The following is a 23,067-nucleotide window of genomic DNA, read 5'->3' on the forward strand; positions in this document are numbered from 1 at the left end:
AATGGAATGCCTGAAACCGTGGGGAAATGGTTGGAATTTAGGTCTGACAATACTGCTTTTTTTATGGACTTTAGCTGCTATTATATCCCCAGTGTTGCCTTTAACAGCACGTATAGTTAGTTTTTATATTTATTATTCAGGCTATAGGTGATCGGCTTTATAAAAAGAAAATTAGAGATAAAATGGTTTTAAAACCCTAAAACTGTTTCATTGCTAAATAATACATTATTATTTAAAGTATCACGACAATTAATCCTTAGACATCTTCCACATATCGTAACCACCCTCTAGATTGATCACATGTAAAAATCCAAGTTCTTTTAATCTATGTTGAGATTTTAAGCTCCTACCACCTTTCTTGCAATAAACGTAAATTGTTTTATCCTTATCTATCGATGCCACTTGTTGATTAAAGTCGGATGAAAACCAATCGATATTAAGTGCGCCATCGATACAACCTTCTGCAAATTCTTTTGGTGTTCTCACATCGAGAAGTATTTCTTTAGATGAGTCAAAACTTTTAAATTCAGTTATAGGTAGAGACTCCATTTGTGCCAAACCAAATTGAGCACTTATCAATATAAAAAAGAACAGTATATTTTTCATGACTTAAGTGATTATATCCAAATGTAATCATAATCCCCAAAATTAATTTACTTTTGAGGTGCAGATTAAAAAATGGAAACACACCAACTACATCCTGATACCTGGGTAGATCTTTATGCAGATTACCTTTTCAATTATGCCGTTACAAGGGTCAGTGATTCTGAAATCGCAAAAGACCTTGTGCAAGACACTTTTATAGCAGGCCTTAAATCAGCTAAAAATTTTAAGGGTGAGGCTGCAGAACGCACGTGGCTAATTGCTATTTTAAAGAGAAAAGTCATAGATCATTATCGTAAATCAAATTCTAAAAAAGGAAAAGCAGAGGTACGTATGAGCTATAGTTCACAAACTGATTCAGAGGGTGATTGGCTAGAAGAACGCATCGCTGATCCTAATAGTAATTTTGAAAATGATGCTATTGAAAACGAAGAATTGGGGCTTGCTATTCAAAATTGCTTATCTAAATTACCCAAGAAACAAGCTCAGGTTTTTAGGATGAAAACTATAGAAGGAATGGAAACTGAAGACATTTGTAATGCATTAGGAATAAATGCGTCTAATCTTTGGGTAATGATACATAGAGCCAGGACAGGTTTGATGGGTTGTTTAAATCAAAATTGGTTTTAATTATGATGATTTCATGTGAAAAAGCAGCAAATATTTGCGATAAAGCTCAATACAAAGAAGCTTCCGCTTGGGAGAAAATAAAATTAAAGTTTCATTTACTCATGTGTAAGACTTGCGCAAAACATAGTGTGAAAAATAAAAAATTGACTTCGCTATGTAATCAAGCAAGACTTGCCGTATTGTCAGATGAAGACAAAAAGAAAATGAAAGATACTTGCTCTAAAGTAAAATAAGATACTTCTTACCAATCATTATTAGCACCCACCAAAACAAAGGAATCGACTCCACCCAAAATGACGAAAAATATTTCTTTTGATTTAATTCCGTTCTAAATATAACAGCTAATAAAATTATAAATAGAATAGACTTGACAACTACGTTTGTTACATCTAAACCAGTTTTTAAAAAGGTAGCTGCATAAAAAATAATTGCCCAACTCCAACCTATTAATTTAGCTCCCTTCACCCCTACACGCTGCGGCAAAGTTTTCAATGCCGCACTGTCATACTTTAAATCTCTAATCTCAAAAGGAACCAACAATATCAGCACCAGCATAAAACGTTGAAACGTTTCAACCTTAACATTCCAGCTGATTACTTCTAATTTTGAGATGGCAGGTAATATAACAGTAGTGCCGGCCCATACCGTAGCCACTATTAAAATTTTCAATCCACTTAAACTTCGAAAATTCTTATGCCTAGGCAATACAGGCAAAGCATAGAGACCTGTAATTGCAACCAAGATAAATAGGGTAACTATAACTCTCTCTGATAAAAAAAATAGTTGATAAAATGCGATTAACAAACATACAAAGCTTAAAAACTGGATATTCTTATGATATCTATTGGCAACTAGAATATATTTCTCCGCTTCAACTCCATATTTTATAAAATTATAACAGCAGATAGACCCAAAAAATATGAAAATATAAAGTTCTTGAGGTACATTTATGTTTAAGGTAAGTGCGGTTACATGAACCAAACTAAAGATAGCTAAAGCCACATGAATGCTAGCATCTAAGTAAAAATCAAAAATCCTTTTAATAAGGGTCATTGAACAAAAGTAGGCAAAGTGTTTATAACCCCTTATTTTGGTTAAAAACTTTCACCTTGAAGACCACTTAGAACCATAATTAACACACATAAAAGTGGTAATTTTGTACATTATATAACAATAGCATCTATGAAGACTGACGTGTTTGCTCTACGCCATATCGGCATAAGGGAAGAAGATTTAAACTCAATGTTCAATACGGTAGGTGTTGAAAATCTGGAACAGCTTATTTACGAGACCATACCAGAAGATATTCGACTTAAAGAACCCTTAAAATTAGATGCTCCTATGAGTGAGCATAGATTTTTAGCCCATATTGAAGAGCTATCAAAAAAGAATAAAGTTTTTAGATCATACATCGGTTTAGGATATCACGAAAGCTTAGTACCATCAGTCATTAAGCGAAATATTCTAGAAAATCCGGGATGGTACACTGCCTATACGCCATACCAAGCTGAAATTGCCCAAGGTAGATTAGAGGCGCTTCTTAACTTTCAAACTATCGTTACAGACCTTACGGGTATGGAACTTGCCAATGCCTCATTATTGGATGAAAGTACTGCAGCAGCAGAAGCAATGACGATGTTATTCGATGTTAGAAGTCGTGACCAAAAAAAGAATGACGTTCTAAAATTCTTTGTCTCCGAAGAAATATTACCACAAACACTATCGCTATTAAAAACACGTTCAATTCCACTTGGAATAGAATTGGTGGTTGGTAATCATGAAGAGTTTGAATTCAGTAATGATTTTTATGGTGCGTTACTACAATACCCGGGCAAACATGGTCAAGTAAACGATTACTCAGGTTTTGTTGCTAAGGCTAAAGGGAATGACATTAAAGTAGCAATTGCCGCCGATATCATGAGCTTGGTTTTATTGACACCACCAGGTGAATTTGGTGTTGATGTTGTAGTAGGAACTACTCAACGTTTTGGTATTCCATTAGGTTATGGAGGACCACATGCCGCATTTTTTGCTACAAAAGAAGAATATAAAAGAAGTATCCCTGGTAGAATAATCGGGGTCACTAAAGATACCGATGGCAAACCAGCTTTACGAATGGCTTTGCAGACCAGAGAACAGCATATAAAAAGGGACAAGGCAACTTCGAATATTTGTACCGCACAAGTATTGTTGGCGGTAATGGCTGGTATGTACGGTGTTTATCACGGACCGAATGGCCTAAAATATATCGCAACAAAAATTCATAAAACGGCAGTTACTTTAGTAGATGCTTTGGAAAATTTAGGCATATTCCAAATAAACAATGCCTTTTTTGATACCATCACCATCAAAGCCGACGCAAAAAAAATAAAACCGATTGCTGAAAAAAATGAGGTTAACTTTCTTTATATAGACAATGATACAATTTCTATCGCAATAAACGAGGCTACATCATTAAAAGACCTCAATCAGATTGTTACTATATTTTCTGAAGCCCTCAACAAAAAAACAATAGCGATTACAAGTCTATTAAATGAAACTTCAGTTCCTGAGAACATCCAACGAACTAGTTCATTTATGGAAAATAAGGTGTTCAACTCCTACCATTCTGAAACGGAGTTAATGCGTTATATCAAAAAATTAGAACGCAAAGATTTAGCGTTAAATCACAGTATGATTTCATTAGGAAGTTGTACCATGAAATTAAATGCCGCAACAGAAATGTTACCGCTCAGTATGACGAATTGGGGTAATATTCATCCGTTTGTACCGATAGAGCAAGCCGAAGGCTACCAAACAGTACTAAAAGAACTTGCTAAGGATTTGTCTATAATAACAGGATTCGCAGATACCTCGCTTCAACCAAACTCAGGAGCACAAGGTGAATATGCTGGCTTAATGGTCATAAGAGCTTATCACGAATCGAGAGGTGATTCTGAACGTAATATCTGCTTAATACCTTCATCAGCACATGGCACAAACCCTGCATCGGCCGTAATGGCAGGTATGAAAGTTATAGTTACCAAAACAGATGAAAAAGGAAATATAGATGTTGCCGATTTAGAAGAAAAAGCTAAACTATATTCAGATAATTTAGCCGCATTAATGGTTACCTATCCTTCCACCCACGGTGTATTTGAATCTTCCATAAAACAGATTACAAAATTAATTCATGATCATGGCGGTCAGGTTTATATGGATGGCGCGAATATGAATGCGCAAGTTGGTTTAACCAACCCAGCAACCATTGGTGCCGATGTTTGCCATTTAAATTTACATAAAACATTCGCAATACCACATGGAGGTGGCGGGCCAGGGGTTGGCCCAATATGTGTTGCCCCACAACTAGTTCCTTTCTTACCAAGTAATCCGGTAATTGCAACAGGTGGCGAAAAAGCGATAACTGCTATTTCTGCAGCACCTTGGGGTAGCTCTTTAGCTTGTTTAATATCATATAGTTATATTAAAATGCTTGGTGAGCAAGGGTTGACACAATCAACTAAAATCGCTATTCTAAATGCAAATTACATTAAGCATAGACTAGAAGGTAAATTTGAGGTTTTATATACTGGTGAAAAAGGTAGAGCTGCACATGAGATGATTTTAGACTGTCGCCCATTCAAGACTAATGGTATTGAAGTTACTGATATTGCAAAGCGATTAATGGATTACGGATTTCATGCACCAACAGTTTCATTTCCGGTTGCAGGAACTGTAATGATCGAACCTACAGAAAGTGAAAGCTTAGCAGAGCTCGATAGATTTTGTGAGGCAATGATTTCAATTCGTGCCGAGATAGATGAATCTACTTTAGATGAACCTAACAACGTTCTTAAAAATGCCCCGCATACTTTAGAAATGATTACCTCAGATGAATGGCAATTCCCATATTCAAGGCAAAAGGCATCTTTTCCACTTCCCTATATTAAAGAAAATAAATTTTGGCCATCTGTTCGAAGAGTAGACGACGCATATGGAGACCGTAATTTGATATGCACATGCGCACCGATAGAAGCTTACATGGAAACGAATTAACGAGACAAACCCTTTAATACAAGGCCTTTTCAATAATTTGAAAAGGCTTTTTCAATAATATTCATCTAAGTATTCAAGCTTGAACATCGTAATATTTATTATGCATGCATACAAAAGGATATTAACTTAATTATATTTATTTTGCAATTCAATACATTAAAATGAGCATAGCAATTACGGGAACAGGAAGTTATATTCCTACCTTGACCATTACCAATAAGGATTTTAATAAACATGAATTTCTCAACCTTGATGGCTCTACCTTCAAACACACCAATGAAGTCATCATCGAAAAATTTAAAGCAATTACCGGTATTGAAGAAAGAAGATATGCCTCAAAAGAGTTTACAACCTCTAATCTAGCATTCTTTGCTGCTGAAAAGGCTATTGAGAGCGCTCAAATTGATAAAGAAACATTAGACTACATTATCGTTGCACATAATTTTGGTGACCTTGTTCATGGCCAAACCCAAGGAGATACCTTACCAAGTTTAGCCACAAGAGTTAAGCATCAACTTCAGATTAAAAATCCGAAATGCGTTGCTTACGACCTAATTTTTGGCTGCCCAGGTTGGCTAGAAGGCATGATACAAGCTAATGCTTTTATTAAAAGCGGAATCGCCAATAAGTGTTTAGTTATCGGAGCAGAGACACTATCTAGGGTTGTCGATGATTATGATCGCGACTCCATGATCTATTCTGATGGCGCCGGTGCCACAATAATAGAGAGAACAGATATTGGTGGTGAAATTATTGCTCATGAGTCGGGTACCTATGCAATGGATGAAGCCAATTATCTATTTTTTGGTGAAACCTATAATAAAAACGAAGAGGACAACACCTACTATATAAAAATGTTTGGTCGTAAAATATATGAGTTTGCCGTAACCCATGTACCAAAGGCGATGGCCTCTTGTTTAGATAAAAGCGGAATTGAAATTGATGAGGTTAAAAAAATATTCATTCATCAGGCGAACGAGAAAATGGATGAAGCCATTGTTAAGCGTTTTTACAAATTATACGGTAAAGAAATGCCTGAAGGCATAATGCCTATGAGCATTGCTAAATTAGGAAATAGCTCTGTTGCCACTATTCCTACATTATTCGACCTCATAAAACAAGGTAAATTAGAAAATCAAGAAGTAAAAAAGGGAGATGTTGTTATCTTTGCAAGTGTTGGCGCCGGAATGAACGTCAATGCAATGATTTACAGAATCTAACATGTACGAAAATAGCTTTCCGAACAAACGCTACGAACACACCCTGCAATTTTTGCGAAAACATATTGACACGAATGAATCAATTTTAGATTTAGGTGTGAAAAATCCATTTACTGAAATAATGGAGCAAGATGGCTATAAAGTTGAAAATACAAATGGTGAAGATTTAGATTTTGATTTTTCATCTATTCTGAATTCGGATGCAGAAGTGGTTACAGCTTTTGAGATTTTTGAGCATCTATTAGGCCCTTTGCACATTTTATCTAATGTAAAGTCCAAAAAATTAGTTGCCAGTATACCACTTAAATTATGGTTCTCCCCAGCATATAGAAGCAAGACAGATAAATGGGATAGACATTATCATGAATTTGAAGATTGGCAATTTGATTGGTTATTAGAAAAAGCAGGATGGAAAATACAAGACTCACTAAAATGGACCAATCCTGTTAAAAAAATAGGCCTACGACCATTATTGAGATTGTTTACTCCGAGATATTATATAGTTTACGCTACACGAAAGTAATAGACCGCACTTAAAATGGATTACTATTTAGTTATTCCAATACATAATGAAGAGGCTTATCTAGAAAGTACTTTAAAATCTATTTTAGGTCAAACTTTACTACCTAAAAAAGTTATTCTTGTTAATGATAACTCCACCGATAGTACCGAAACCATAATAAATAGTTTTTCCTCGAAACATAGTATTTTTCAAAAACTGAACATTATTTCTTCTACGCAGCATATGCCTGGCAGTAAAGTAATCAATGCATTTAATAAAGGTTTCAATGTCTTAGATGAATCTTTTGATTTTATTGTAAAACTAGATGCCGATATAATTCTGCCAAAAAACTATTTTGAAGTGATCAGTTCGCATTTTAAGAAAGAACCTAAACTTGGAATTTGTGGTGGTTTTATTTATGAGCAAAATGCTTCTGGTCACTGGATTCTAAATCACCCGATGGACAAAGACCATGTAAGAGGTGCATTTAAAGCCTACTCTAACGCTTGTTTTAGAGCCATAGGCGGATTGAAAAATGCAATGGGTTGGGATACTGTAGACGAACTGATAGCGAAGTATCATGGGTTTCTTATACAAACAGACCTTACGCTTAAGGTAAAGCATTTAAGACCTACTGGAAAGGCCTATAACAAGAAAGCCAAAAGACTTCAAGGTAAAGCAATGTACAGCATGCGCTATGGCTTTTTGATTACCTGTATTGCTTCTATTAAAATGGCAGCTAAGAATAAATCGATTAAATCTTTCTGGAACAATATTATTGGATTTTTGAATGCAGCTCAAAATAATGCGCCTTATTTAGTAAATGAGGAAGAAGGAAAATTCATAAGACGATTACGTTGGACAAATATTAAGAGGAAATTATATGCATAAAAAAAGCCATCTAAATAGATGGCTTTTTTTTACTATAAAATTTAGCATTAGAAACCTAATTGCTTTTTAACGTCAGGCAGAAGGTCTTTACCTTTTGCAACGATTAAACCACCACCAGCTTGCGCATCGATAACGTAATCAAAACCTTGTGCAGCCGCAACTTTCTCAATAGCTGCTTTAGCTTTTTCTGAAATAGGAGCGAACAATTCAGCTTGCTTCTTTTGAAATTCTTGTTGTGCAGCTTGTTGCGCCTCACCTATATTCTTCTCAAAACCTTGAAGTTCAACAGCTCTCTTATCGTTCTCTTCTTTCGATTTAGATGCTGCTTCATTTTGGTACTGAGTAAACTTATTGCGCAATTCAGTCATTGATGCCTGAATATCTGCATTGTAAGTTTCTTGTAATTTTTTAAGCTCAGCTTCTGCAGCCTTCATTTCGGGCATAGCCGATAATAATTGAGTAACATCTATATGAGCTACCTTACTTTGGGCATTTACAAAACTTGTCGTTGCTAAGAACAACAATAAGGCTACCACAATTTGTTTTACTTGTTTCATGAGTTAAAATTTAATTCTAATTTGAGTGTTAATTTTTATGGTCGTTAAACCTATTTAAATAGTACCGTTATTATCTTTATTATCGGTATCGCTATTTCTCTCCTTTAATTTTTCTTGTTTCTTAGCTTCACGCTCTTCTAACAATTTTTTTCTTCGCTCCTCGTACGCCTTCTTTCTTTCCTCCCTTAACTTCAATTGCTCAGACCTAGTGTCCGCCGCACTTTTCTCTCTTGCTTCAGCTGCCTCATTGGCTTTATCTAAACGTTCTTTTAACGCCTCACTAATTTCCACTGACTCCTCTTCTCCTTCAAAATCATCTAACCTACTTCGGTCATCTGCCTTCTTACTTGGTGCACTGACCTTTCTTGTTCGCGCAATACCCCTTAATATCAAATCGCTGATATCATGTCTTTTTTCTGAATACAACATTACAACATCCGCAGATTTATCAAAAATAAAATCATACTTTTTATTCACACCTATTTTCTGCACCTCATTAAACACTTGATCCTGTATAGGTTGAATAAGCCTTCTTTTTTGAAGGACTAAGTCTCCTTGTGGTCCAAAACGATCTTGTTGATATTCAATCATCTCCTTTTCAAGTATCTGTATCTCCTCTTCTCGCTCCGCAATAAGCTCAGGCGTCAATAATACTTTTTCAGCCATTAAATCTTTCTTCATCTGCTCCACAATACTTTGCTTCTGCTCTACTTCAACTTTCCAACGTTGCACTTTTGCTTCTAACTGTTCGGTAGCATCTCGGTATTCTTCAACATTTTCTAAGATATACTCCATATCTACGTAAGCCATTCTTACCCCTCTTTGGGCAAAACTTGCAATAGTCATAAAGATGACCGAAACTAATAAAAGAACTTTTGTTTTTGAACTCATTGTTGATATCGTTTAATCCTATAGAAAATATCGTGCCAAATTTACTAAAACTTTTAAAATGAAAGGATTAGCATAGAGCGCGAATATTAAATTTCAATTAAAATTAAAACTGTTGACCGATTATGAAGTGTGTTTGCCATCCACTAGGACCTTGTCCTGCAGACGCTGGCTTAAGATCTTCATCAAATCCATAACCAAAATCAATACCCAACAAACCAAATGCTGGCATAAAGATTCGCAGCCCCACACCGGCCGATCGTTTTAATTGAAACGGATTAAAATCTTGAAAATTGTTGAAGGCATTACCACCTTCTAAAAATGCTAGACCGTAAATAGACGCTGAAGGCTTTAATGTCAATGGATAACGTAATTCTAATGAGAATTTATTGTAAATCAGAGCCCCATCTGGCGAAGTTGCACCATCAGCGTATGGAGTAATAGATTGATTTTCATATCCTCTTAATTGCACTACATCACGACCATCTAATGTAAAGTTACCTAGACCGTCACCACCAACATAAAATCTTTCAAAAGGAACATTACCTACAGCACTGTTATAACTACCTAAAAAACCAAATTCTGCATTACTACGAAGAACCAACTTATCTACCAAAGTAGTATACCAGTCTCCTTTAAACTTGACCTTATAATATTCCAACAATCTGAAACGTTCTTGGTCAATATCTTCTAGCTCTACATTCTCAGCAGTAGTTAGACCCAATGTGTTTTTCTTATTATCTAATTCTTTTGATCTATTCTGTAATTCTCTATAATCCTTATCACTAAATAAAGACCAAGGAGGTGTAAATTTTGCAGTAACTTCAAAATTAGAGCCGCCTCTTGGAAAAATACGCCCACCTAGTGTTGCATTTCTAGAGATACCAAAAGTATACGCTAACGAATTTGCCTTACCGTTACCAAAATTGAACAAACCTATATTATAATTTCTAAAATCGTACAACTGATAGCTTAGCGAATGGGAAATAGTAAAGAAATCATCTGGCCATTGCACACGTTTAGCCAATCCGGCAGTAATACCCGTTATTGAGAATTGTTGATCTTTATTAACCTCAATATTACTGCTTCTCCCATAAGAGGCAGCAAACTGTTGAGTTCGCGATAAACTCAAATTAAAACGTACAGGCTTTTTACCACCTAGCCATGGTTCTGCAAAATTTAAGCTATACACCCTAAAAGTTCTACTAGCCTGTAAACGTAAGGCAAATGTTTGACCATCACCCATAGGTACTGGCTTATATTTCTCTCCCTTAAATAAATTCTGAATGGAGAAGTTACTAAAAGAAAGCCCCAAGGTACCGATGAAACCACCACCACCATAACCACCTTGTAATTCTATTTGGCTGGATCCAGATTCAACTAAATTCCATGCTAAATCGACAGTACCTTCGTTCGGATTGGCGTTTAAAACATCTGGTGTAATTTGTTCGGCATCAAAAAAGCCCAACTGACCTAATTCACGAATACTTCTAATAATATCTGATTTATCATACTTTTGACCAGGTCTAGTACGTAACTCTCGATAAATAACATGGTCATTGGTTTTATCATTACCTGAGACAGTAACATGATTTAGAAACGTTTCTTTACCTTCTATTATTCTAATTTCAAAATCTATTGTATCATTAGCAGCAGAAATCTCAACAGGATTAATGGTTGAGAACAAATAACCATTGTTCTGATACAAACTGGTGACATCTGTTGGGTCTGGTTTAGAGTTGTCTGCAATTCGTTCTCTCAGCAAAACACCATTATAGGTATCACCCTTTTTAATTCCCAATACTTGATTTAATTGTCTATCAGTATAAACCGTATTACCCACAAAATCAATATTACCAAAGTAATACTTATCACCTTCTTCAACCTTTATACGTAAATCGATATTATTCTCGTCTACCTTAATAACAGAATCTGAAATAACCCTAGCATCTCGATAACCGTTTTCAGCAAACTTATCGACCAATAATCCTAAATCTTCTTCATAATCTTTTTGAATGAATTTGGATTTTTTCCAGAACCTACCTAGCTTTTTCTGTTTGGTGCTCTTTAAGGCTTTACGAAGTTTCTTAGCACCTAATTGCTCGTTACCTTCAAATATGATATTACGTATTTTAACTTTATCACCTTTCTTCACATTGACCACCATACTTTGAGTATTGGTATCAGAAGTATCTTTAGCGGTAGCAATATTTACCTGAGCATTTAAATATCCTTGCTTCTTGTATTTATTGGCAATATAATTTTTAGAGTTTGAAATAAGACTTTCTGTTATTTTCTTACCTTTCTTTAAATCGGTATCCTTAATAAGGCCTTCTATTTTCCCTTTTTTAACACCATAAAAGGTTACGTTAGTTAACGTTGGACGTTCAATTATATTCAATTCTAGAAAAACAGTATTATCCTCTATATTGGTGATGTAGAATTCGATTTCGCTAAAAAGCTCGAGACCCCATAATTTTTTTATGACTTCACTTATTTGTTCACCAGGTAAAGTAATAGGTTGACCGACCCTAAGCCCTGTATAAGTTTTTACTGTTTGTTCATTATAACTTTGCAGCCCAGTAACATCTAAGCCACCAAGAATGTAGCTTTTACCATCCTCATAGGTTACATCTTGTGCGGTGGCAATAAGGGTAGTTAATATTAAAAAGGTAGTTAAAATGTGGTTCAAGGATATGAACCTAGTCATATCTTTAATTGAGTTGTTCGCTAGTTTTTCCAAATCTTCGTTCTCTGTTCTGGTAATTTTTAATGGCCTCTACCAAATGATGTTCCCTAAAATCGGGCCAAAATACATCAATAAAATATAACTCTGCATATGCAATCTGCCATAATAAAAAATTGCTGATCCGATGTTCTCCACTAGTACGGATAAGCAAGTCTACGTCTGGTAAATTGTGTGTGTAAAGATGGTTATTAATAATGGTTTCGTCAATATTTTCAATTGAAATTATATTATTTTTAACTTTGGCGCTAATTGCTTTTACGGCAGATTGTATCTCTTCGCGAGCACCATAACTTAATGCCAATGTAAGCGTCATGCCTGTATTTTGCTTTGTTTGATCCATTACCTCAATTAATTCTTTATAGGCTTTTGGCGGCAAAGCAGAAATATTACCAATGGTATTTAAACGTATGTTGTTTTTGTTAAAAGTTTTAAGTTCTTTCTTTAAAGAAGACACCAATAAACGCATAAGAGTTTGCACTTCAACCTTTGGGCGATTCCAATTTTCAGTAGAAAATGTATATAACGTTAAAAAATCGATTCCCAATTGAGCACACTGCTCAACCACAATCTTCACGGTTTTTACCCCATGCTCGTGACCAAAAACTCTTAATTTACCCCGTTCTTTGGCCCACCTGCCATTACCGTCCATAATAATAGCAAGATGCTTAGGAACATTTGTTTTATCAATACCGTTTATATCGTCCATTTTTCTTTTACTCAAAACAATCCATACAAGGCTTTCGGCCAAATGTATAGGTTAATGTTAACCCAGAAAAAACATACCAATCATCACTAAAAATATTTCCAAACTGGAATTCTTCAAAGTTTGACCCCACAGGGTTGCTAGCATCTAAGTTATCGGTGAAGGTATACCTAGCACCTATTTCAGCCCCAAAAATAAGAAACTGATTGATACGATACTTAAAACCTGCCGTCATTGGTATAGCCAATGCACCATCTTTTTGTCCGATTTCTTGCAAAACACCTCCATTAAAATATTCATAATCGTATCTAAAATAGGTGATACCTGTATATAAATAAGGAGTAAAAGCCGGTCCCAATTTATGAAGATTATAATCTACAAAGTTAAACTCAAGCCCGACAGAACCTTCTAAAACAGAATTATCAACCACATAACCTCTTTGCTGCCGTGCTGTTGAACTTGATTTATTGTCATCTGCCGTAAACTTACCGTACATTAAGCTACCTCGCCATGCATACCTTTTACTTATATTCCATTTAAATAAACCGCCAAAAGCAATATCGGAAGGTAAAATATAATTTGTTCTTCCTACATCGCTAATGGTATTGGCCCCACCTAAAAAAACACCTGCTTCATAGGTCTGTGCTTTAAGTCCGAAAAACGGAAAAAGCAATATTAACAACGCTATATAACGCATAAATTATTTTTTACAATTATAACCCGTCCCCTTTCAAAAACAGAAAGTGGGAAATATTTCTTGTTCTCAAAAGATAAACAGCGATTAAGGTCATTTATTGTTTAAAACAAGGCTCAATTTCGCCTATCTTCGCCCCAAAGCAGCTTATTTCTCAGGGTCTTTAAAAAACTTTCTGAAGTATACTCTATCATTTTAATAGTAAATGGCGCCTTACTAATTGTAATTTCTTGTCCATTTTCTAACGAAGCGATTCTAGAATCCAAAGACACTAAATGATTTTCCTCTCTACCGGAAACTTTTAAACGTATTACAGTATCATCTGAAATTACTAGTGGCCGAGCGTTAAGATTATGTGGTGCAATAGGTGTTAAAACCAATGATTTTGCCGTTGGTACAATTACAGGACCACCACAACTTAATGAGTACCCTGTAGAACCCGTTGGTGTCGAAATGATTAATCCGTCTGCCCAATAGGAAGTTAGATATTCATTATTTAAATACGTTTCTACGGTTATCATCGAGGTAGTATCTTTTCGACTCACCGTAATTTCGTTAAGTGCAAAATTGAGGTCACCAAATTCAACATCAAGCTCTTTTGTATTTAATTGAACTAAACTACGCTCTACAATAGCATAAGCCCCTTCTTTAAATTCCCGAACTACTTTTCTAACATCTTCTTTTTTAAAAGTAGATAGAAAGCCTAATCTACCTGTATTAACCCCTACTATAGGTATACCTAAATCTTTAACAAATGTTGTTGCTCTTAAGATTGTGCCGTCCCCACCAAAGCTAACGAACATATCAAAAGTGGAATTTAGCCCACTCGTCATTGTAAAAGTTGGAAAGATTTTTGAAGATTCTAATTTACGATATAGCTCATAAAAATCTTTTTCTATAAACACTTCTGAAGGTTCTTTATGCAATTCATCTAATAATTCAACTAGATATTCTATCGCATTATCTTGATATGTTTGCCCATATATAGCTACTTTCATACTATACATTGAGGTATTTATCTAAATAATCCGAACGCTCCTTAAGGTCTTCAAGAAACTGATCATCACTATTACCAAAAAGAATATGATAATTATATCTTCTAAAAGTCTGAACAACCTTATTATAGTTTTCAGTAGTAATCTTTAATGTAACTTGAATAATATCATTCTGTGTATCAGTGATAAAACCACCAATAAGTTTAGCATTATTACTCTCTACTATTTGAGCAATTTCACTAAACGAATAATCTTTAATACCAGTTGCAACCACTAGAATACTACCTGGGTCCGTAAAAAATGGCGTATCAATAAAAACAGCAACTATATCGGTAAGATCATAATAACCTACAACTTCTTCTTTTTCATTCAAAATAGGCAAAAGATTAGCCTCATTTCGAGCAAACGCCTCTAAGACATCAAGCCAATTGGTTTCGTCTCGAACATAAAAGCTTTGAAGCTCATATCTAAGCTTCTCAATTTTAGTCTCTGGAAGCAATGCCTCCGCATCATTTTCCGAGAAAACACCTAAAAACCTTCCTTCCTCTACAATAGCAACATGTGAGTAAGTTGTATCTTGAAAAAACTCCAATACTTTTTCAAAAGTATCCTTTATCTCAAATACAGGAATTGTAGTAATGATATGTTCTTGAATATGCATAGGCTTGATTATAACGCAAAATAACAATTAATAATATCAAAAGGCGTGCCTTATTTGTATTTTTGAAGCTCTTAAAAGGTAAATAAGACATAATGACAAAACTTAGCGTTAACGTAAACAAAATAGCAACCCTTAGGAATGCCCGTGGAGGCAATGTACCTGATTTACTAAAGGTTTCAAAAGACTTAGAAAGTTTTGGTGCTCAAGGCATTACCATACACCCAAGACCAGACGAACGTCATATTCGTTACCAAGATGCTAGAGATTTGAAAAATATTGTAACAACCGAGTTCAATATTGAAGGCAATCCAATTCCAAAATTCATCGATTTAGTCCTTGAATTAAAGCCAGAACAAGTCACTTTAGTGCCCGACTCGATTGAAGCAATAACTTCGAATGCAGGCTGGAATACAATTAAGTATAAGGATTTTTTAACCGATGTCATCAAAACCTTTAAACAAGCTGGTATACGTACCTCTATTTTTGTTGATCCCGACCCAATCATGATTCGTGGCGCTGCAGAGGTAGGTACAGACCGAATAGAATTGTACACCGAAAGCTATGCCGCCAATTATGAGCTACGTAAAGAAAAAGCAATACAACCATTCATTGAAGCCGCTAAGTGTGCTACCGAATTAGGCATCGGAATTAACGCTGGCCATGATTTAAGCTTAGACAATATTCAATATTTTGCAAAAAAAATCCCTAATTTACTAGAGGTATCAATAGGTCATGCGCTTATTAGTGAAGCATTATATTTAGGCCTTGATAATGTCGTGAACATGTATTTACATAGATTAAAATGAAGAAAATTTTACATTCATTAATTTTAGGAGAAGGCAAACCGCTATGCATTCTACATGGATTTTTAGGAATGCTTGACAATTGGAAAACACTAGGCACTTCATATGCTGAAAACGGATTTCAAGTTCATTTGATTGATCAACGTAATCATGGCAAAAGCTTTCATTCACCCGATTTTGATTATGATATTCTTTCAGATGACCTACTAAATTATATGAATCATCATAAAATTCAAAGCACTATACTTATTGGGCATTCTATGGGAGGAAAAACGGCAATGCAATTTGCTTGCTCTCACCCCGAAAGAATCAGTAAATTATTAATTGCCGACATTGCTCCAAAATTTTACCCACCGCATCATCAAAACATAATGGATGGCTTAAACTCGATTGATACCAATAATTTGAAATCGCGAAAAGATGCAGACGACCAACTAACAAAATATATTTCAGATTTCGGCACGCGACAATTTTTACTAAAAAACCTATTTAGAAATGAAGATAAAAAATTGTGCTTCAGGTTCAATCTAGAGGTTTTGAGCAAAAAAATGGAAGAGATAGGCGACAATATTAACAGTACAGACTTTTACGACGGACCAACACTTTTCTTAAGAGGTGACCAATCTGAGTATGTAACAAAAAATGATGTTGAAATTATCAATAGGCATTTTCCAGCGGCAACAATAGAAACTATAAGTAATGCTGGCCATTGGCTACACGCAGAAAATCCTGAAGAATTCCTTGAAAAATCATTAACTTTTTTCAATCAAACAAAAAATTAAAATAATTAATAACACAATAAATCAATAGATATGAAACTAATTCTAAGAATACTTTTAAGCGCTTTATCCGTAATTATCTTAGCAAATGTTTTACCAAATGTTTCTGTAGATAGTTTTATGACCGCTGTTGTTGTAGCCGTTGTTCTAAGTTTACTGAATTTTTTAGTAAAACCAATATTGGTAATTTTGACCTTACCTGTAACCATTGTCACCTTCGGCCTTTTCTTACTAATTATAAACGCCATAATCATTCTGCTTGCCGATAAGCTAATTGACGGTTTTGTTGTAAGTAACATATGGTGGGCATTGATTTTTAGCCTCTTGTTATCCTTTTTACAATCCATCTTTTTTTCATTGCTAAATGATGATAAGTCTTAGTTGCTTTTGATTTGAAATTCAATACTTTAAAAAATTGGTTGACTTTGCAAAATATAGTATTTTTGCATCCCATTTTATACATGCAAATAGATAATAAGGAATGAATATCACGAAAGAGCAGATAGACGATTTAAATGCAGTAGTTAAAGTTGCTATCACAAAAGACGATTACCAAGATAAGGTAGATACTATTTTAAAGGATTATAAGAAGCAAGCCAATATACCTGGTTTTAGAAAAGGTCAAGTACCAATGGGCCTTATTAAAAAACAATATGGCAAAGCCGTATTGGTCGATGAAGTAAATAAATTGTTGCAAGACAATCTTAACAAATACCTTACCGAAGAAAAATTAGACGTTCTTGGAAATCCATTACCAAAACAACAAGATAACTTTGATTGGGACCAAGATGAATTAGCTTTTGAATTTGAACTAGGTTTAGCTCCAAATTTTGAAGTTTCATTGAAAACCAAAAAAGCGATTACTCAATACAAGATTGTTGCCGATAAGAAGATGATTGATGAGCAAGTAGAACGTATTCAAAAGCAATACGGTAAGCTTGTAAGCAAAGATGTAGTTAGTGAAAATGACGAAGTTAGTGGTACTTTCTTTAACGAAGCTGAAGAAATTGACAACAAAACCATGTTGGAAACCGACAAACTAAAAAGCAAAAAAGCTTTAGATGCGTTGAAAGGAAAAAAAGTTGGTGATGTTATTACTTTAAAAACCAAAGGATTATTCAATGAAGACCATATGCTATCTAGTGCTTTAGGCATTGATAAAAATAAGGCTGAATCTTTAGATACCGAGGTGACTTTTACGATTTCGGAAATAAACAAAAGAGAAGCTGCAGAGCTGAACCAAGAGTTATTCGATAAATTATTTGGACCTGACAGCGTAAAAACTGAGAAGGAATTAAAAGAGCGTATTAAAGAAGATTCTGAAAAACAATTTGAACAACAGTCTGATCAAAAATTATTGAACGATGTTACAGAATACTTTATTGATAACACTAAATTTGAACTGCCGAGCGGTTTCTTAACCAAATGGATACAGATGACAGGCGAAGAGCCTTTATCTGAGGAGCAAGCGGTTGAGGAGTATGCAAAATCTGAAAAAGGATTACGCTACCAACTTATAGAAGGTAAAATTATTCGTGACAATGAATTACAGGTTCAATTCGATGAGTTGAAAGAATTCTCTAAAGGATTTATTCGTTCGCAAATGGCTCAATTCGGTCAATTAGACCCAAAAGAAGAAGAATTAGACAACATTGCTGCTCGCGTTCTTGGCAACCAAGATGAAGTAAAAAGACTTTCAGAACAATTGATGAGTCAAAAACTATTGAATCTATATAAGGAAAAAGCAAACCTTAAGACAAAGGAAGTTACCTATGAAAATTTCGTGAAAGAAGTTTACGGATAATTCCAAACAATAAATTAAGTATCTTTACGGTGCCGGAAATGAAATTTTCGGCACCTTTTTTTACTCTAAAAATATAGACATACAATTTATGGATTACGGAAAAGAATTCAAGAATTTCGCTATAAACGACCAAGGTATTAGCAGTACATATTACGACACAATAATGAGCAGCATGTACCCAACAAACATGACGCCTAACATTATTGAAGAAAGGTCTATGAATGTTGTTGCCATGGATGTTTATTCGCGTTTAATGATGGATCGCATCATATTCATGGGTACGGGTATCAACGATCAAGTTGCAAATATCATACAAGCACAATTATTGTTTCTAGCAAGTGTTGACGCTAAAAAAGATATTCAAATTTACATCAACTCACCAGGAGGTAGTGTATACGCAGGTTTAGGTATTTATGACACCATGCAATTCATTACGCCTGATGTGGCTACTATTTGTACAGGTATGGCCGCTTCAATGGGTGCTGTTTTATTATGCGCTGGTGAAAAAGGAAAACGTAGTGGTTTACAACATTCTCGCGTCATGATCCACCAACCAATGGGTGGTGCTCAAGGCCAAGCGAGTGATATTGAAATTACCGCAAGAGAAATCTTAAAATTAAAAGATGAATTATATGAAATCATAGCTCAACACTCCAATACTGATATTGAAAAAGTACGTGACGATAGTGATCGTGATTATTGGATGAAAGCTGACGAAGCCCTTAAGTATGGTATGATCGATGAAATTTTGGTAAGGGATAAGAAATAATTCCTACTACTTGAATCAAATAAATAAATGAATTTTAAACCAAAAACGATTTTCAATCGTTTAGGAATAGAGTAGAGAAGTAAGATAATGGCAAAGGAAAATTTAGAATGTTCATTCTGCGGTAGAAAAAAACCAGAAACTAATTTGTTGATTGCAGGTCTTGACGCACACATTTGTGACCGTTGTATAGAGCAGGCTCACGGCATTGTTGCTGAAGAATCAAAACAGACAAAAACAAATGATCTTTCTTCTGAACTAGTCTTAAAAAAGCCTCAAGAGATCAAGGAGTTCTTAGACACCTTTATTATTGGGCAAGAACGAACAAAAAAAGTAATGTCAGTAGCTGTTTACAATCACTACAAAAGATTACTTCAACCATCTTCAAAAGAAGATGATATAGAGATTCAAAAAAGCAATATTATAATGGTAGGGCAAACCGGTACAGGTAAAACCCTAATGGCAAAAACTATTGCGAAATTACTTAATGTACCATTGGCCATAGTTGATGCTACAGTATTGACCGAAGCTGGTTATGTAGGTGAAGATGTAGAAAGTATTTTAACACGTCTTTTACAGGCAGCAGATTACAATCTTGAAAAAGCTGAAAGAGGAATTGTATTTATTGATGAAATAGATAAGATAGCTCGTAAGGGTGACAACCCGTCTATAACTAGAGATGTATCTGGTGAAGGGGTACAACAAGGGCTTTTAAAATTATTAGAAGGTACTGTAGTCAATGTTCCGCCTAAAGGTGGAAGAAAGCATCCTGATCAGAAATTTATCGAAGTTAATACTGAAAACATACTATTCATAGCTGGTGGAGCATTTGATGGTATTGAACGTGCAATTACAAAACGTTTGAATATGCAAGCTGTAGGTTATAGTGCTTCAAAATCTGATAACTTTTTGGACACTAGCAATATGTTACAATATATAATACCTAGAGATTTAAAAGAATTCGGACTAATACCTGAAATCATTGGTCGACTTCCAGTTCTTACGCATATGAATCCATTAGACAAAAAAACATTAAGAGCAATCTTGACAGAGCCCAAAAATGCAATCATTAAACAGTACGAGAAACTGTTTGCAATGGATAATATTACTTTCACCATCACTGAACAGGCATTAGACTTTATTGTAGACAAGGCAATTGAATACAAGCTTGGCGCTAGAGGTTTAAGATCGTTATGTGAAGCAATCTTTACAGATGCAATGTTCGAGATGCCAAGTACAGAAGACACAACGTTCAAAGTAACGAAACCTTATGCTGAAGAAAAATTATCTTACGATACCGTAAAAAAGTTAAAAGCAGTTTCTTAATTAAGATCTGAATATTATATATAAAAAGCATGGATATATATCCACGCTTTTTATACGTTCAATTTCTATATTTTATACTAGACCACTTTCTTAATTTGTGGTGCTATTTGCGTTACTTCTTGTAATAAATCTAAGCACACTTTTTGTATAATTTTCTCATCAGAATAAAGTGTATGGCCATAATTGGAAACCACTTCCATATCGATACCTAATCTATCAGCCCATTCTTCACTTGGCTTAAATGGATCATTTACACCATACACCAATTGAAATGGAACATTTGGCCTTTCATTTTTTAGACGAATTCTAGTAGCTGATACACTATAAAACGACTTAACAAGTAATCCTTTTTTTGCAGCTTCCCAAACAATTGTGGCTCCTGTACTAAAAGCAAGGTAATAACATGGTTCTTTCTCTTTTTTCAACAAATGAGAAACAGCTGTATCAATACCACCATTAACAAAAGCACTATGAACATTTTCTTCTGACTGAACTAGTATATCGAGATTGGCCAATTGTTGACTATCATAAAAAGTAATATCAAAATACTGTTGAAGGTATCCTAAATATGAAGTAATCCATAACCCTTTCTTAGCGCCCCACATATCTGAAACAATCACTAATTTCTGTGCCATAATAATAGTATTTTAAAGTTTGGTCAAGTTTTCCTACAGCAAGTTGGATTTTTAGCTTCACTTATCACTATTTAATTGTTTACTCGTATAAAATTATCGTTGTAGTCCCTTTTATTGAGAATTCTTATACTAAAAAGCAGCAATTCAAATAGCTATCACTTAACCTCTTAAACCATAGTAAAGTTAGCTCAACTATTGAACCGAAATAAAAGTTTGTTGTGATTGGGCTAAAAAATAGTGTATATAGGGCAAATTACCTGTTCATACGCAAAAGCTCTTCTAAATAATCACGTTTATTGGAAAGTCGTGGTATTTTATGTTGACCGCCAAGTTTATTATTTGCCTTTAACCAATCATAGAATAAGTTTTTACGGGCAATATGAACCAAGGGTAGGTTTAAGGTAATATTATTAAGTCGTTTTGCCTCGTAATCTGAATTGAGTGATTTCAATGCATTGTCAAATACATTAATGAATGAATTAAAATCTTTTGGCAAGGTTCTAAATTCCATTATCCATTCATGAGCTCCTTTTTCTTTATCTACCATAAAAATAGGTCCGGCAGTATAATCCATAATTTCAGCCTCGGTTTTAGCACAAGCTATTTTCAACGCTTCTTCTGCATTTTCAATTATCAATTCCTCACCAAAAACATTGATATGATGTTTGGTACGCCCAGTAACCTTTATTCGATAAGGACTTTTAGAAGTAAACCTAACAGTATCCCCAATTTTATAGCGCCATAGACCAGAGTTCGTCGTGATGATAATTGCATAATTTTTCCCTACTTCAATTTCCCACAACGGAATAGCTTCCTGCTTTATTGTGCCATAAACATCCATCGGAATAAACTCATAAAAAATACCATAGTCTAACATGAGTAAAAGATCTTCCTCATTATTTCTATCTTGAATAGCAAAAAATCCTTCTGAAGCATTATATATTTCATAATACCTAAAATTATCATTTGGAAGTATTTTTTTATACTGTTCTTTATATGGGTTGAAATTTACACCGCCATGAAAGTACACCTCTAAATTTTCCCATACTTGAAATAAATTCTCTTTTCCTGTTTCTTCTAAAACTTTATTCATCAATACCAACATCCATGATGGAACACCTGCAAGGCTAGTTACATTCTCTTGTACACTTTCATGAATAATGGCCATCAGCTTACTTTCCCATTCACTCATTAAAGAAACCTTATTACTAGGCGTACTACTGTATTCTGCCCATAACGGCATGTTATCTATAAGAATGGCAGACAGATCACCAAAAAAAGAGCCATTGTCCTCGTAGAGCTCTTTACTACCCCCTAATCGAAGACTTTTACCCGTAAACAATTGTGAATTTTCATTATTGTTTAAATAAAGGCATAGTAAATCTTTGCTTGATTTATAATGGCAGTCCTCTAATGCTTCACTACTAACGGGAATAAACTTACTTTTTGCATTAGTGGTTCCACTACTTTTTGCAAACAACTTCACCTTGGTAGGCCAAAAAAGATTTTGTTCACCTTTTCGAGTACGCTCAATTATTGGTTCAATTTCTTCATAAGACACGATTGGCAAACGTTCTTTAAATGTGTTATAGGATTCAATAGAATCGAATTCGTACTTTCTACCAACTTCTGTGTCTTCTGCAAATTCGAGCAATTGCAGTAAAACTTCTTCTTGAACCTCTTCTGGGTACTTTAAAAAAAGTTCTATCTGATGATAACGCTTCTTCAACAACCAAGAGGCAATGGAATTAAATAAAGTAATTGGCATTTATCGGTATCTTTGTATTGCTAAAAATAGCGTATCTAAGTATCATTTTCAAATTGAC

Annotated in this window: 23 protein-coding genes; 12 read left to right on the top strand and 11 right to left on the bottom strand. The window is 34.7% G+C overall.

The genetic code is table 11. The annotated features are described in order from the left end of the window. Positions 1-249: 249 nt before the first annotated feature. Entirely contained in the window at positions 250-606 is a 357-nt protein-coding gene (locus AACZ41_RS10750) for a rhodanese-like domain-containing protein (protein WP_339628452.1), read from the bottom strand. Between the two features lie 72 nt (positions 607-678). Between AACZ41_RS10750 and AACZ41_RS10755 the strand changes: the two genes are divergently transcribed. Both AACZ41_RS10755 and AACZ41_RS10760 read left to right on the top strand, forming a co-directional pair. Further along, entirely contained in the window at positions 679-1,233 is a 555-nt protein-coding gene (locus tag AACZ41_RS10755) for a sigma-70 family RNA polymerase sigma factor (RefSeq protein WP_339628453.1), read from the top strand. A gap of 2 nt (positions 1,234-1,235) precedes the next feature. Next, positions 1,236-1,466 (top strand): hypothetical protein, encoded by a 231-nt coding sequence (locus AACZ41_RS10760; protein WP_339628454.1) that lies wholly within the window; start codon positions 1,236-1,238, stop codon positions 1,464-1,466. On the opposite strand, the gene AACZ41_RS10765 is transcribed toward AACZ41_RS10760, so the two are convergent. Beyond that, positions 1,453-2,286 carry a hypothetical protein gene (locus AACZ41_RS10765; RefSeq protein ID WP_339628455.1) on the bottom strand — a complete coding sequence of 278 codons (834 nt, stop codon included), beginning with the start codon at positions 2,284-2,286 and terminating at the stop codon, positions 1,453-1,455. The genes AACZ41_RS10760 and AACZ41_RS10765 overlap by 14 nt on opposite strands. Positions 2,287-2,415: 129 nt before the next feature. Here AACZ41_RS10765 and gcvP point away from each other — a divergent pair, with 129 nt between their 5' ends. The 4 genes from gcvP (at position 2,416) to AACZ41_RS10785 (ending at position 7,881) form a co-directional block, all read left to right on the top strand. Continuing rightward, positions 2,416-5,268, top strand: coding sequence for an aminomethyl-transferring glycine dehydrogenase (gene gcvP / locus AACZ41_RS10770; protein ID WP_339628456.1), 2,853 nt, complete (start codon positions 2,416-2,418; stop codon positions 5,266-5,268). A gap of 161 nt (positions 5,269-5,429) precedes the next feature. Next, entirely contained in the window at positions 5,430-6,488 is a 1,059-nt protein-coding gene (locus AACZ41_RS10775) for a ketoacyl-ACP synthase III (RefSeq protein ID WP_339628457.1), read from the top strand. Position 6,489: 1 nt separating this feature from the next. Beyond that, complete coding sequence (locus tag AACZ41_RS10780) at positions 6,490-7,011, top strand: methyltransferase (RefSeq protein ID WP_339628458.1); 522 nt, start codon at positions 6,490-6,492, stop codon at positions 7,009-7,011. Positions 7,012-7,026: 15 nt separating this feature from the next. Beyond that, positions 7,027-7,881: a glycosyltransferase gene (locus AACZ41_RS10785; RefSeq protein ID WP_339628460.1), complete on the top strand. Its 855-nt coding sequence runs from the start codon at positions 7,027-7,029 to the stop codon at positions 7,879-7,881. A gap of 47 nt (positions 7,882-7,928) precedes the next feature. Here the strand turns inward: AACZ41_RS10785 and AACZ41_RS10790 are convergent, their stop codons facing one another. The 7 genes from AACZ41_RS10790 to AACZ41_RS10820 all read right to left on the bottom strand — a co-directional run bounded on the left by AACZ41_RS10790 (position 7,929) and on the right by AACZ41_RS10820 (position 15,128). Continuing rightward, positions 7,929-8,438, bottom strand: a complete 510-nt coding sequence (locus AACZ41_RS10790) for an OmpH family outer membrane protein (protein WP_339628461.1) — start codon at positions 8,436-8,438, stop codon at positions 7,929-7,931. Positions 8,439-8,492: 54 nt separating this feature from the next. Beyond that, positions 8,493-9,329, bottom strand: coding sequence for an OmpH family outer membrane protein (locus AACZ41_RS10795; protein ID WP_339628462.1), 837 nt, complete (start codon positions 9,327-9,329; stop codon positions 8,493-8,495). A gap of 103 nt (positions 9,330-9,432) precedes the next feature. Beyond that, positions 9,433-12,036: a POTRA domain-containing protein gene (locus AACZ41_RS10800; protein ID WP_339628463.1), complete on the bottom strand. Its 2,604-nt coding sequence runs from the start codon at positions 12,034-12,036 to the stop codon at positions 9,433-9,435. A gap of 4 nt (positions 12,037-12,040) precedes the next feature. Next, on the bottom strand, positions 12,041-12,781 hold the full coding sequence (locus tag AACZ41_RS10805) for an isoprenyl transferase (RefSeq protein WP_339628464.1): 741 nt from the start codon (positions 12,779-12,781) through the stop codon (positions 12,041-12,043). A gap of 7 nt (positions 12,782-12,788) precedes the next feature. After that, on the bottom strand, positions 12,789-13,475 hold the full coding sequence (locus tag AACZ41_RS10810) for a DUF6089 family protein (RefSeq protein ID WP_339628465.1): 687 nt from the start codon (positions 13,473-13,475) through the stop codon (positions 12,789-12,791). 113 nt (positions 13,476-13,588) lie between these two features. Beyond that, positions 13,589-14,470 carry an NAD kinase gene (locus tag AACZ41_RS10815; protein ID WP_339628466.1) on the bottom strand — a complete coding sequence of 294 codons (882 nt, stop codon included), beginning with the start codon at positions 14,468-14,470 and terminating at the stop codon, positions 13,589-13,591. 1 nt (position 14,471) lies between these two features. Then, a complete protein-coding gene (locus AACZ41_RS10820) occupies positions 14,472-15,128 on the bottom strand; it encodes a CBS domain-containing protein (RefSeq protein ID WP_339628467.1) in 657 nt (218 codons plus the stop codon). A gap of 92 nt (positions 15,129-15,220) precedes the next feature. Here AACZ41_RS10820 and AACZ41_RS10825 point away from each other — a divergent pair, with 92 nt between their 5' ends. The 6 genes from AACZ41_RS10825 to clpX all read left to right on the top strand — a co-directional run bounded on the left by AACZ41_RS10825 (position 15,221) and on the right by clpX (position 20,606). Further along, the gene (locus tag AACZ41_RS10825) at positions 15,221-15,934 is read left to right on the top strand and encodes a pyridoxine 5'-phosphate synthase (protein WP_339628468.1); all 714 of its coding nucleotides are present in this window, start codon (positions 15,221-15,223) and stop codon (positions 15,932-15,934) included. Next, entirely contained in the window at positions 15,931-16,713 is a 783-nt protein-coding gene (locus AACZ41_RS10830) for an alpha/beta fold hydrolase (protein WP_339628469.1), read from the top strand. Before AACZ41_RS10825 ends, AACZ41_RS10830 begins: the two co-directional genes overlap by 4 nt. A 30-nt stretch (positions 16,714-16,743) precedes the next feature. Further along, entirely contained in the window at positions 16,744-17,091 is a 348-nt protein-coding gene (locus AACZ41_RS10835) for a phage holin family protein (protein ID WP_339628470.1), read from the top strand. Positions 17,092-17,191: 100 nt separating this feature from the next. Next, positions 17,192-18,514 (top strand): trigger factor, encoded by a 1,323-nt coding sequence (tig, locus tag AACZ41_RS10840; protein WP_339628472.1) that lies wholly within the window; start codon positions 17,192-17,194, stop codon positions 18,512-18,514. Positions 18,515-18,602: 88 nt separating this feature from the next. Beyond that, the gene (clpP, locus tag AACZ41_RS10845) at positions 18,603-19,283 is read left to right on the top strand and encodes an ATP-dependent Clp endopeptidase proteolytic subunit ClpP (protein ID WP_091623437.1); all 681 of its coding nucleotides are present in this window, start codon (positions 18,603-18,605) and stop codon (positions 19,281-19,283) included. Positions 19,284-19,370: 87 nt separating this feature from the next. Continuing rightward, entirely contained in the window at positions 19,371-20,606 is a 1,236-nt protein-coding gene (gene clpX, locus AACZ41_RS10850) for an ATP-dependent Clp protease ATP-binding subunit ClpX (RefSeq protein ID WP_339628473.1), read from the top strand. Between the two features lie 77 nt (positions 20,607-20,683). Here the strand turns inward: clpX and AACZ41_RS10855 are convergent, their stop codons facing one another. Further along, positions 20,684-21,241, bottom strand: a complete 558-nt coding sequence (locus tag AACZ41_RS10855; RefSeq protein ID WP_339628474.1) for a hypothetical protein — start codon at positions 21,239-21,241, stop codon at positions 20,684-20,686. A gap of 253 nt (positions 21,242-21,494) precedes the next feature. Then, entirely contained in the window at positions 21,495-23,009 is a 1,515-nt protein-coding gene (locus tag AACZ41_RS10860; RefSeq protein ID WP_339628475.1) for a GH3 auxin-responsive promoter family protein, read from the bottom strand. Positions 23,010-23,067: the final 58 nt, after the last annotated feature.

Source organism: uncultured Maribacter sp., from assembly GCF_963974015.1.
GTDB lineage: Bacteria > Bacteroidota > Bacteroidia > Flavobacteriales > Flavobacteriaceae > Maribacter.

Coding starts and splice junctions, on each gene's coding strand:
- AACZ41_RS10805 (WP_339628464.1), bottom strand. CDS start 12,781: ATGGACGATATAAACGGTATTGATAAAACAAATGTTCCTAAGCATCTT.
- tig (WP_339628472.1), top strand. CDS start 17,192: ATGAATATCACGAAAGAGCAGATAGACGATTTAAATGCAGTAGTTAAA.
- AACZ41_RS10755 (WP_339628453.1), top strand. CDS start 679: ATGGAAACACACCAACTACATCCTGATACCTGGGTAGATCTTTATGCA.
- gcvP (WP_339628456.1), top strand. CDS start 2,416: ATGAAGACTGACGTGTTTGCTCTACGCCATATCGGCATAAGGGAAGAA.
- AACZ41_RS10775 (WP_339628457.1), top strand. CDS start 5,430: ATGAGCATAGCAATTACGGGAACAGGAAGTTATATTCCTACCTTGACC.
- AACZ41_RS10790 (WP_339628461.1), bottom strand. CDS start 8,438: ATGAAACAAGTAAAACAAATTGTGGTAGCCTTATTGTTGTTCTTAGCA.
- AACZ41_RS10795 (WP_339628462.1), bottom strand. CDS start 9,329: ATGAGTTCAAAAACAAAAGTTCTTTTATTAGTTTCGGTCATCTTTATG.
- AACZ41_RS10750 (WP_339628452.1), bottom strand. CDS start 606: ATGAAAAATATACTGTTCTTTTTTATATTGATAAGTGCTCAATTTGGT.
- AACZ41_RS10855 (WP_339628474.1), bottom strand. CDS start 21,241: ATGGCACAGAAATTAGTGATTGTTTCAGATATGTGGGGCGCTAAGAAA.
- AACZ41_RS10810 (WP_339628465.1), bottom strand. CDS start 13,475: ATGCGTTATATAGCGTTGTTAATATTGCTTTTTCCGTTTTTCGGACTT.
- clpX (WP_339628473.1), top strand. CDS start 19,371: ATGGCAAAGGAAAATTTAGAATGTTCATTCTGCGGTAGAAAAAAACCA.
- AACZ41_RS10765 (WP_339628455.1), bottom strand. CDS start 2,286: ATGACCCTTATTAAAAGGATTTTTGATTTTTACTTAGATGCTAGCATT.
- AACZ41_RS10825 (WP_339628468.1), top strand. CDS start 15,221: ATGACAAAACTTAGCGTTAACGTAAACAAAATAGCAACCCTTAGGAAT.
- AACZ41_RS10835 (WP_339628470.1), top strand. CDS start 16,744: ATGAAACTAATTCTAAGAATACTTTTAAGCGCTTTATCCGTAATTATC.
- AACZ41_RS10780 (WP_339628458.1), top strand. CDS start 6,490: ATGTACGAAAATAGCTTTCCGAACAAACGCTACGAACACACCCTGCAA.
- AACZ41_RS10830 (WP_339628469.1), top strand. CDS start 15,931: ATGAAGAAAATTTTACATTCATTAATTTTAGGAGAAGGCAAACCGCTA.
- AACZ41_RS10760 (WP_339628454.1), top strand. CDS start 1,236: ATGATGATTTCATGTGAAAAAGCAGCAAATATTTGCGATAAAGCTCAA.
- AACZ41_RS10860 (WP_339628475.1), bottom strand. CDS start 23,009: ATGCCAATTACTTTATTTAATTCCATTGCCTCTTGGTTGTTGAAGAAG.
- AACZ41_RS10820 (WP_339628467.1), bottom strand. CDS start 15,128: ATGCATATTCAAGAACATATCATTACTACAATTCCTGTATTTGAGATA.
- clpP (WP_091623437.1), top strand. CDS start 18,603: ATGGATTACGGAAAAGAATTCAAGAATTTCGCTATAAACGACCAAGGT.
- AACZ41_RS10785 (WP_339628460.1), top strand. CDS start 7,027: ATGGATTACTATTTAGTTATTCCAATACATAATGAAGAGGCTTATCTA.
- AACZ41_RS10815 (WP_339628466.1), bottom strand. CDS start 14,470: ATGAAAGTAGCTATATATGGGCAAACATATCAAGATAATGCGATAGAA.
- AACZ41_RS10800 (WP_339628463.1), bottom strand. CDS start 12,036: ATGACTAGGTTCATATCCTTGAACCACATTTTAACTACCTTTTTAATA.